The sequence below is a fragment of the Aeromonas sp. JL9 genome (genome assembly GCF_024436075.1).
Taxonomy (GTDB): Bacteria; Pseudomonadota; Gammaproteobacteria; order Enterobacterales; family Aeromonadaceae; genus Aeromonas; species Aeromonas veronii.
Genome location: NZ_JANFNV010000009.1, coordinates 143,778 through 154,141, shown reverse-complemented (window position 1 = coordinate 154,141; position 10,364 = coordinate 143,778). Strand labels below are relative to the sequence as shown.

Below are 10,364 nucleotides of genomic sequence, written 5' to 3'. Positions count from 1 at the left end.
CGGGATGACGTGAGCGCGTTAAGGATCAGGGTGTTCACGTTGGCCGGAATGGCTGTTCAACTTCGCCGGAATACGCATGGCTGCCCTGGTCTCGGATTTTAGCTCTTCATCAATCCATAGCAGACCGCCATAGCTGTAACCGCTGTTGTCGCCACCGAGGGGCCAGTAGAGCTGCTCGCTCTTGGGCGTTGCAGGTACTTTTGGCAGTTTTATCCAGCGCCATGCCCCTTCCCGGGTGTAGGGCACCTGATACGCAGGCACGAAGCTGGCCAGTTCATAGAGCCGCTGCTGGATCTGCCGTGACAGGGCCGCCTTTTTGGCAAAGTCGAACTCCTTGTCATACTGCTCCACCAGAGCCGTGATGGCATCGTCATCGATGTTCATGATGTTGTTGGTCTGGGGCTTGTTGGCGTTGACCTTGTGGAAGAACTCCCAATAGGCGGGATAGCGGCTGCCCGCCCAGGCCATCCAGGCGCTCTGGTGCTTTTTCTCCAGCATCGATTTGAAACCGGCCGATGCATCCATCAGGTTGAGCTCCAGATTAAGCCCCGCCTTCTTGGCCTCTTCCCGCAACAGCGTGAGCCGCTGGGCGTGCTCCGCCGTGGTGTAGGTGATAGCGAGGGTAAGTGACTGCCCCTTGTCGTTTTGCAAAATTCCCTGCGGCCCCACTTTGTTGAAACCGGCTTTGGCAAAGTATTCCCGTGCCAGTTTGGGAGCGAACGGACGGGCCTTGATCTCGCTGTTGGTAAACTCACCCTGACCTGAGCCATAACTGTTGAGTCGCTGGTAATCCCCCCGCAGCAGGGTGGTGAGCATCTTGTCGAGGTTGAGGGCATGCTGGATCCCGAGCCGCACATCGAGATTATTCAGCAGCGGATCGGCGGTGTTGAGATAGAGCCCCATTGGCGATTGTGGGGTCTGGTTGTAGAACCAGGTGCGCGCGATATACCCCTTCTCGAACTCGGCGGTGTTGGTCTTGTCGTGCCACCAGTTGGGCATCACCAGCGGAAAGGTGTCGAGATCGCCGCGCAGGAAGTGCTGCCAGGCGATGTTCAGATCCCTGAGCACCTTGATCTCGATCCGCGCAGGATTGAAGCGATGCTGGAAGTAGCGCTCGTCATCCCCCCACCAGTTTTCAATCCGTTTGAAGGTGACCGATTTGCCCTTTTTCACCTGATCGATCTGATAGGGGCCGGTGACCGGCAACACCTTCCAGTTGTACTCCTTGACCCAGTTGGCGGTGAGCTTGATGGCGTGGCTCGGCTCCGGGCTGATGGGCAGTGATTCGAGCAGATCCTGGCGGCTCTTTTCGGTGCCGCTGGTGATGGCCAGGGTGTGATCATCAAACTTGGTGATGTCTGCTATCTGGGTGCTGTAGTAGTTGTTGTACCAGGGGTCGTTGATCTCTTTGCTGCGCATCATCTTGAGGGTAAAGAGCCAGTCATCGGCGGTGACCGGTTGGCCGTCTGACCAGCGCGCCTTGGGATTGATGCGAAAATAGAGGGTCTTGTTGTCGGCGCCGAAGGCCCACTCGTTTGCCAGCATCGGCATGGGGTTGCCGGTGACGGGGTGAGTGCTCAGCAGAGGCAGGTTGGTTTCCCGCACGTAACCGGCAAAGCCACCGTTGGAGTCGGGGCCATATTTGCGCAAAGTCAGGGGGAAGCTGGTCATAAAGGTGCGAAAGGTGCCGCCGCGTTTGGCGGCCGGATCGGCATAGAGAGGATCCTGGTTGTTGCTCTCCCACTTCAAGTCGGCAGGCAGCGTGGCACTCCAGCCAAACGGGCTCCAGCACAGGGCCAGGGTGATGGCGGTGGCGCGAATGATAGGGGAGAGTCGGCGCTCCCCGGCGGTGATGGTCGATGGCATGTCCTTGCTCTCCTGAAGTCTGCTTCCTGCAGATCACGCACTGGTGATGTCAGTCCCGATGGGGACTGGCTCATCATGAAAATTTTATCCTGTCAGGTCAATGAAATAGCGTGAATTAGCGGGTGGCCTAGGCCGCAACGCAGTGCAGGGTGATCCCCTTGGCCTCGATGGCCGCACGCATGGGGGCGGGCAGGGCATCGTCGGTAACCAGCACGTTGATCTGACCCGGTGCGCCGAGCTGGCTCGGGTGGATGGCGCCAAATTTGCTGCTGTCGGTGATGACCACATTGGTCATCCCCTTGGCCAGCACGCTGTTGACCACGTCGGCCCGCATCATGTCGCGGCCGGTGAAACCCATCTCGGGATGAAAGCCATCCACCCCGATGAAGGCCTTGGAGAAGTGCACCTGCTCGATGCAGAGGCGCGTGAGCGGCCCTACCACGCTCTCGCTCTGATGCTGGAACAGCCCGCCGAGCAGCACCACCTGAGCCGGGGTATCTTTGAGCAGATGGGCGATATAGCTGCTGATGGTGATGATGGTGACCCGTTTGTGCAGGGCCAGATGGCGCGCCAGCATGGCGTTGGCACTGCCCCCCTCGATAAAGACCGTCTCGCCATCTTCCACCAGCTGGGCGGCCCGCTCGGCGAGGCGCTCCTTGAGCAGGTAGTTGATGTTCATCCGGGCATCGGGGTCATCAGTCTCCAGCGCCATGGCCGAGCCGTGTACCCGTCTGAGCAATCCCTGTTTCTCCAGCGCGGTGAGGTCGTTGCGCACCGTCACCTCAGACACGCCTGTGTGTCGGGAGAGTTCACTCACGCTCATCTTGCGAGCCTGATGGACCAGAGTGAGGATCAGTTGGTGGCGTGGATTCATGGTGCGCTCACATAGAAGGTGTTGGATAGCGGCAAGCCACCCGTGGGGTGGCTTGCCAATCATATGACGTCACTGGCGCCATGGGTACGCCCCGTCAGAGACTGTGCTCGGTGCGGGCGATGATATCATCTTGCGCATCCGGGGATAAGGCGGTGAAGAAGGCCGAATAGCCCGCCACCCGTACCACCAGATCCCGGTACTGATCCGGATTGGCTTTGGCCGCCAGCAGGGTCTCGCGCGAGACGATGTTGTACTGCACGTGCCACCCCTTGTGCACCTCGAAGAAGGTGCGCAGTAGGCTCATCAGTTTGGCCTTGTCCCGCTCGTTCTCAAGGCTCGCCGGGCTCAGCTTCTGGTTGAGCAGCACCCCGCCGAGGATGGCCGCCGTGGGCAGCTTGCCGATGGAGTTGAACACCGCCGTCGGGCCGAGACGATCCGAACCCGAGGAGGGGCTGGCCCCTTCCGCCAGCGGCGTGCGGGCACGGCGACCATCCGGGGTGGCCATGGTGGCGGCACCGAAGGGCACGTTGGCGGAGATGGAGGAGGTGCCGGCATAGTAGGTGCCGCCGATGGGGCCACGGCCGAAGCGGGTATTGTGCAGCCCCTTGAGCTCGTCGATGTAGCTCTGGTAGGCCTGCACCAGTAGGAGGTCAACCTCGTCCAGATCGTTGCCATATTTGGGGGCGGCGTTGGTGAGGCGCTGGCGCAACTGCTCCCCCGCCAGTCCGGCAAAGTCTTGCTCCAGTGCAGCAGCCAGCTCGTGCTGATCCACCACACCCTGCTCGAACACCAGTTTCTTCAGGGCTGCCAGACTGTTGCCGAGGTTGGCGATCCCCACCTGCAGACCGGAGACCCAGTCATAGACGGCGCCCCCCTCCTTGATGGTCTTGCCGCGCTCGATGCAGTCATCCACCAGGGTGCTGCAGAGGATGTCATGGGCTTGAGCCTCCAGCACGCTGTCGACCACGCAGTCGATCTCGATGGATTTGCGGGTGAAGTAGCGCACCTGCTCATCCCAGCGGGCCATCACCTCGTCAAAGTTGCCAAAACTCCCGTCTCGCAGCGACTGGGGTTGGGGCAGGAATACCTTGCCGGTGGTGGCATCGCGGCCGCCATCCAGCGCCGCCAGCAGGATGCGGGCGAAGTTGATAAAGCTCATGCCGGTGCAGCGGTAGCCCCACTTGCCGGGCACGGCGGTCTCGATGCAGCCTATGGCGGCGTAGTGGTGGGCATCCTCCAAGCTCACCCCGAGCTTGATGAACTCGGGGATCACCACCTCGTCGTTGTTGAAGGCGGGCATGCCGAAGCCGCAGCGGATCACCTGAATGCAGGCGTCGAGGAAATCCTCGCTCATCCCGGCATGGTAGCGCACCGAGAGGTTGGGCTGGGTGGATCGCAGCTGGCCGCAGGACTCCAGAATCGCGTAGGAGAGGCCGTTGACAGCATCATGGGCACTGCCATCCCGCCAGTTCTGGCCACCGATAGTGACGTTCTGGTAGAGCGGGCTGCCGGCGGAGGCCTTGGAGTGGGTGCCGGAGCGGATCTTGTTCACCTCCAGCAACTTGAGCCAGCACCCTTGCAGCAGTTCGATAGCGCGCGTCCGAGGCAGGGATTCCGACAATTCCACCTCGCGGCGATACCAGGGATAGAGGTATTGATCCATCCGGCCAAACGATACCGAGTGGCCGTTGGATTCGATCTGCAGGATGAGCTGGATAAAGTAGCAGAGCTGCAGTGCTTGCCAGAAGGTCTCGGGGGGCTGGTGGGCGATGTGGGCGCAGTTGAGCGCGATGGTCTCAAGCTCGTTTCGGCGCTCGGGGCGAGATTCCTGTGCTGCCATATCATGGGCAAGTGCGGCGTAGCGTGAGATGTGAGCGCTGACCGCATCCAGAGTGATGGCGACGGCGTGCAGGAACTGCTCGCGCTGCAGATCGGCCCAATCCGCCAGATCCAGCCGACTGCGCCGCTCGGCCACCTTGGCCTTGAAGCCATCGAGACCCAGCGTGAGCAGCTCCTCATAGTTGACCGCGAGGTGGGCATCCCCCGAGGTCATGTTGCCCTCGGCCTTGATGATGCCGCTCTCCAGCAGCGCTTTCTGCTCGTCGGTAAAGAGGCCGAAGCAGCGATCCTGCACCGTCTGGCCGCGCCAGAAGGGGGTGAGGGCGTGGATGATCGCCTTGTCGGTTTCGCTGACCGCAAAACCGGCGCCGGGACGGTCGGCCAGCTCGTCGATCTCCTTCTCGATCCAACTCACCGTGTATTCGGGAAACAGCGGTGCCGCCCGTACCTGACTGGCCTGATTGCCGACGATAAGCTCGTCGTGCTTGATCCAGATGGTGCGCTCCTTGAGGTGATGAGCCAGCGCCAGCGCGCGGCGCACCGGCAGCGGCCGGGCGAGATGAGCCTGATAGGCCTCGGTGTAGTGGCGGGCACGCTCGGTGCAGACCGGTGGCTGAACGATGTGGATCAGGCTCTCTTTGTGGGCGCAGATCCGCGGGCTGAGGGTATTGAGGTCGAGCTGGGTCATGATCTTATCCTCTGGTCACAGGGGTCAGCCCCTGACGTTGGGCGTATGCATGGGCAAAGTGGAGTAAATCGAGATCGTCGAGCGGTGTGTCCGGCGCCTGATAGGGCAGATCCAGCAGGGCATATTTTCCCACGCCTAAGGTGTGGTAGGGGAGGAAGTGGATCTCCTGCACCGTGCCGAGGCTGGCGGCGGTGTCGGTGATGGCGCTGATCGATGCGCGGTCGGCATTGAAGCCGGGAATGAGCGGCACCCGGATCTGCATCGGCACGCCGTGCTCGGCGAGGCGTTTGAGGTTCGCTATTGGTAGCTCCACCTTGCCGCGGGTCCAGTTGAAGAAACGTTCTTTATCCACGTGTTTGAGATCCGCCAGCACCAGATCCAGTGAGGGGAGACTTGGCTCAATCTGGTGCCAGGGCACATGGAGGCAGCTCTCGACCGCGGTGTGCAGCCCTTCGGCCTTGCAGCGGGCCAGCAGGGACGCTGCAAAGTCGGGCTGCATAAACGGCTCGCCACCGGAGAGGGTGACGCCACCGCCGCTGCGCTCGAAGAAGGGGCGATCCCGCAAGATGGTGTCCATCAGGGTGTCCAGGGTTTCATCGCGGCCGCACACCTGCAGCGCTTCGCTTGGGCAGAGGCCGCGCAGCCGTTCCATATCGCCGGCCTTGAGGGCAGAACGGCTGAGCTGGATGCCCTCGCTGTCACGCAAGATTGCCGGACAAGCCTGGCTGCATAGCTGGCATCCCTCGATGCACTGGCGCCGGTCGAGTAGTATGTCCGGCTTGGGAGAGCGGCTTTCCGGGTTTTGACACCACAGACAGGCCAGCGAGCACCCCTTGAGAAACACCAGGGTGCGAATGCCGGGGCCATCGTGAGTTGAATATCGTTGCAGGTCGAAAATCATACCGCCTCCTTTTGTATTTGCATTCTATTTACTTTCATTCGAAAGTTGATTTGATTTCGATCAAGCTATTTGCAGATGTTTTATCGCTAGAATGGCGACATATTGAACATCCCGTTAAGGAGTTAGAGATGGAGCTGTATCTCGATACCGCCGATGTGGCGGCAGTGCGTCGCTGGTCACGGATCCTGCCGTTGGCCGGTGTCACCACCAATCCTTCCATTACCGCCGCCGGGGGATTGCCGCTGAGCGAGCTGCTGCCCGCCCTGCGCGACGTGCTGGGGCCCAAGGCGCGCCTGTTTGCCCAGGTGATGGCCAAAACCGAAACCGAGATGGTGCGCGAGGCATTTGCCCTGCGTGAGCTGGACCCGGATCTGGTGATCAAGATCCCGGTATGCGCAGAGGGGCTGGCGGCCATCAAGAGCCTGACCGCCAACGGTGTGCCGACTTTGGGCACCGCTGTCTATACCCCGCTGCAGGGTTGGCTGGCGGCGGTGGCGGGGGCGGAATATGTCGCGCCCTACGTGAACCGGCTGGATGCCCAGGGGGGCGATGGCATTGCCACCGTGCAGGAGTTGCAACAGCTGCTTGCGCTGCACGCACCGAACAGCAAGGTGCTGGCGGCGTCATTCCGCACTCCCCGTCAGGCGCTCGACTGCCTGCTGGCCGGTTGCCAATCGATCACCTTGCCGCTCGATGTGGCGGAGCAGTTGCTGAACGTACCGGCAGTGGATGCGGCATTGGCGAAGTTTGATCAGGATTGGCAGCGCGCTTTCGGTCGCTGATCCCGGTGACAAGCTGATTGCAGTGATTGAGGGGGGAGGGTGAAGAAGCGCGGGTGATGGGGATTGACCGACTAGACTGGAAAGAGGTGGCCACGTTCGCGGGTCGCCCTGCAGTCTACCGGAGGTATCCCATGAGCGACCATCTGCTACTCCCCCATGGTGAAGATTTGCGTCGTGCGGTCCTTTGGCTCAGCGAGCACCACCAGCACGATATCGCCGCCATTGAAGAGGCCAGCCTGCGTTTTGATCTCTCGCCGCTGGATGAGGAGTTTCTGATCCGGCACTGGCTCGACAGCCAGCGCCAATCATGAAGATCCGAGGTGAGAGATTTAGAAGAAGTTGGCGAGGTTGATGCCAAACTCTTTGGGGTCGACCGTGTTTTCGATGCTCTCCTGCACCCCTGACTTGGCCAGATCCAGCCACTGCACGTCGAGGTAGTGACGCTGGGTGGCGTGATAGATCACCTTGACCACCGGCTTGAGCGGCTGCTGCTCGTTGCGCTGCATCACGATAGCCAGGCGCTGGTTTGAGAGCTGTACTAGGGTTCCCACCGGATAGACCCCCATGCACTTGATGAACTTGGTGACCAGCTCGGCATCGAAGTGCTGATTGATCCCCTTGAGCAGAATGCGGAAGGCCTGAGTCGGCTGCATACCTGCTTTGTAGACCCGATCCGCGGTGATGGCATCATAGACATCGACGATGCCGCTCATCCGGGTATAGAGAGAGAGCTGCTCCCCCTTCAGTCGCTGCGGGTAGCCGGAGCCATCGAGCCGCTCGTGGTGGTTGGCGGCCACCTCCAGCATGGTGGGGGTGATGCCCGGGGTATTGCTGAGGATCTCGTAACTGTGCACCACATGCTGGCGCATGATGGCGAACTCCTCGTCGGTCAGCTTGCCCGGTTTGTGGAGCACCTCGTCCGGGGTCATGATCTTGCCCACATCGTGCAGCAGGCCACCCAGAGTCAGCTCCTTGAGCACGCTGCGCTCCAGTCCCAGATAGCGACCGAAGTTGGCCAGCAGAATGGCCACGTTCATGGAGTGCTCCATCAGGTAGGCATCCTTGGCGCGAATACGGGCCAGACAGAGCATGGCATCGCCGTGGGTGAACATGGTGTCCACCATCTCTTCGGCGACTTCGGCCAGCGGGGTGATGTCGATGGGTTCACCCGCCTTGAGATGGCGAATGAACTTGCCTTGCAGCTCGCGCGCTTCCTGATAGAGGCGGCGGATTTTAAGCTCCCGTCCTTCGCCGTTGGCACTGGCCCGGCGCCCTACCTGGGCGCTGTTGGCATTGAGGTCGGGGGAGGTAACGGCGTCACTTTCGGCACTGCCCAGCTTGCTGCGGGCCAGATCGATGCGTACCGTGAGCACCCCCTGACGCACCAGATTGGCAATTTGCGCCACGCTGGTCACCAAGCCCATCTGGGCGATCTCCATCCCACCTGTCTGGCTGGCGATAGCAATGACATACATGCCGGGTTTCAGCTGGTTGACGGGAATGACGGGATAGGATGCTTGAGACTTCATGAGGGCTTCCTGACTCTTATTATTATGAGTATCGTTCGGATGGATCACACCGGAGAAGTGTAACATCGGATGACCAGTTCGTCATAATTGGCAACCCCTTAACAGTGGCGTTGTCGCCCCCGCCCGATATAATGACGCCCCTTTACTTGTTGGACTCCGAGGTTGTGAATGCGGCTTGATAAATTTCTGTGCGATTGTTCCGATTTGACCCGCTCGCTGGCAGGCAAACTGATCCGTCAGGGTGAGGTCATGGTGGATGGCATTGTGGTCAAGCAGCCCGCCTTTCATATCAATGAGCAGAGCCAGATCGAGTTTGACGGCGTGCTGCTGACGCTGGAGCAGCGCAACCGCTATTTCATGCTACACAAGCCGGAAGGTTATGTCTGTTCCAACGAGGATCCGGATCACCCGACCGTCTTCTTCCTGATGGATGAACCGGCGATGGGCAAGCTGCACGTAGTGGGTCGCCTCGACCTCGATACCACGGGGCTGGTGCTGGTGACCGACGATGGTCAATGGTCCCACCGCATCACCTCGCCTCGCCACGAGTGTGCCAAGACCTATCACGTCTGGCTGGCCGATCCGGTTAGCCCGGATGCAATCGAGCTGTTCGCCGAAGGGGTCTACCTGCGTAACGAGGCCGATAAAACCCGTCCTGCCCAGCTGGAAATTCTCGGTGAGTGCGAGGCCCGCTTGACTATCCACGAAGGCAAGTACCATCAGGTCAAGCGGATGTTCGCCTCCATCGGCAACAAGGTCGTTGGCTTGCATCGCGAACGGGTGGGTGGCCTGACGCTTGACGAAGAGCTGGCCCCTGGTGAATACCGCGAGCTGACCGCTGAGGAGATAGCCCTGTTCTGATCTGGGATGGTGCCGGGTGTCAGTGAGTGCTGAAACCCAGCACCAGCGCCGTGCCCAGGGTGGCAATCAGTGCACCCGCCCAGGCGGCAATGGATGGCCGCTCCCCCGAGTGCCACCACAACAGCGGCAGCAGCAGTACCGGCGTGGTAGAGGAGAGAATGGCCACCATGCCCACCTCGCCCTGCCGCAGCGCCATCAGGATCAGCGTCATCCCCAGCCCCATCGCCAGAAAACCGTTGGTGGCAATCATGGCGAGGATATGGCGATTGACCGGTTTGAGCGGCATGGCCAGCGGCAAGCGCCCCAGCCGAAGGACGCAATGGGCCAGCATGGCACTGCCCATCCGGATACCCGATGCACTCACTGCATCCACCTCACCACTCATCATCACCGGCTTGGCGATGATGGCTCCCACGCTTTGACACAGTGCCGCCGTCAGGCCAAGGCCAATTCCCAGCGCCAGATTGCCACGGATCAGCTCCCACTCGTTGCTGCTACTGCGTCTGCCAAACAGGATCGCCAACATCACGCCGGCAAAGACCAGCATGGCCCCCAGCAGTCGCCAGCCCGTCAGCTGTTCATTAAAGAGCCAGAGCCCAAGCAGGGCGGAAAACAACGCATGGCAGGAGAAGAGCAGGGCACTGCGTCTTGGCCCCAACCGGTTCATGCAGGCAAACAGCGCCGTATCGCCCACGAAGATGCCGACCAGCCCCGAGATGGCGAGCAGGGGCAGGGCGCTTGCGGTGAGGGTTTGCCAGCCACCGGTGAGCAGACTCATGGTGCCGAGCATCAGGCTCACCAGAAACATGCGCCAGCGACTGTAGGCAAATGCGCCGAGATGACGGGCCGGTTTGACCGAAATTAGCGCTGCAATTGCCCATAAACTGGCCGACGCGAGGGCCAGCCACTCATAACCCATAAAAACTCCTGAAAAAATTAACCCGAAAGACTCCATCTCCCGGGCAAGCCCGATACAATACGGGGCGTTTTCGGGGATAACAAGAGCGGCATCAGGCATTCATCA

Annotated in this window: 9 protein-coding genes; 3 read left to right on the top strand and 6 right to left on the bottom strand. The window is 60.7% G+C overall.

The window, feature by feature from the left end; all coding sequences use genetic code 11:
• Window positions 1-18: 18 nt before the first annotated feature.
• The 4 genes from NOM06_RS09595 to NOM06_RS09580 all read right to left on the bottom strand — a co-directional run bounded on the left by NOM06_RS09595 (window position 19) and on the right by NOM06_RS09580 (window position 6,168).
• Entirely contained in the window at window positions 19-1,866 is a 1,848-nt protein-coding gene (locus NOM06_RS09595) for an extracellular solute-binding protein (RefSeq protein ID WP_255911311.1), read from the bottom strand.
• Window positions 1,867-1,993: 127 nt separating this feature from the next.
• Window positions 1,994-2,740 carry a DNA-binding transcriptional regulator YciT gene (locus tag NOM06_RS09590; RefSeq protein WP_255911309.1) on the bottom strand — a complete coding sequence of 249 codons (747 nt, stop codon included), beginning with the start codon at window positions 2,738-2,740 and terminating at the stop codon, window positions 1,994-1,996.
• Between the two features lie 94 nt (window positions 2,741-2,834).
• A complete protein-coding gene (locus tag NOM06_RS09585) occupies window positions 2,835-5,267 on the bottom strand; it encodes a formate C-acetyltransferase/glycerol dehydratase family glycyl radical enzyme (protein WP_255911307.1) in 2,433 nt (810 codons plus the stop codon).
• Window positions 5,268-5,271: 4 nt separating this feature from the next.
• Window positions 5,272-6,168: a glycyl-radical enzyme activating protein gene (locus NOM06_RS09580; protein WP_255911305.1), complete on the bottom strand. Its 897-nt coding sequence runs from the start codon at window positions 6,166-6,168 to the stop codon at window positions 5,272-5,274.
• 128 nt (window positions 6,169-6,296) lie between these two features.
• On the opposite strand from NOM06_RS09580, the gene fsa reads away from it, so the two are divergent.
• Together fsa and NOM06_RS09570 are read left to right on the top strand one after the other, a co-directional pair.
• A complete protein-coding gene (gene fsa / locus NOM06_RS09575; RefSeq protein ID WP_040066153.1) occupies window positions 6,297-6,950 on the top strand; it encodes a fructose-6-phosphate aldolase in 654 nt (217 codons plus the stop codon).
• A gap of 131 nt (window positions 6,951-7,081) precedes the next feature.
• Complete coding sequence (locus tag NOM06_RS09570) at window positions 7,082-7,261, top strand: hypothetical protein (RefSeq protein WP_005344504.1); 180 nt, start codon at window positions 7,082-7,084, stop codon at window positions 7,259-7,261.
• Between the two features lie 18 nt (window positions 7,262-7,279).
• Here the strand turns inward: NOM06_RS09570 and NOM06_RS09565 are convergent, their stop codons facing one another.
• A complete protein-coding gene (locus NOM06_RS09565; protein ID WP_005350638.1) occupies window positions 7,280-8,479 on the bottom strand; it encodes an HD-GYP domain-containing protein in 1,200 nt (399 codons plus the stop codon).
• Between the two features lie 168 nt (window positions 8,480-8,647).
• Here NOM06_RS09565 and rsuA point away from each other — a divergent pair, with 168 nt between their 5' ends.
• The gene (gene rsuA, locus NOM06_RS09560) at window positions 8,648-9,340 is read left to right on the top strand and encodes a 16S rRNA pseudouridine(516) synthase RsuA (protein ID WP_204478883.1); all 693 of its coding nucleotides are present in this window, start codon (window positions 8,648-8,650) and stop codon (window positions 9,338-9,340) included.
• 19 nt (window positions 9,341-9,359) lie between these two features.
• Here the strand turns inward: rsuA and NOM06_RS09555 are convergent, their stop codons facing one another.
• Window positions 9,360-10,259 carry a DMT family transporter gene (locus NOM06_RS09555; protein WP_255911303.1) on the bottom strand — a complete coding sequence of 300 codons (900 nt, stop codon included), beginning with the start codon at window positions 10,257-10,259 and terminating at the stop codon, window positions 9,360-9,362.
• Window positions 10,260-10,364: the final 105 nt, after the last annotated feature.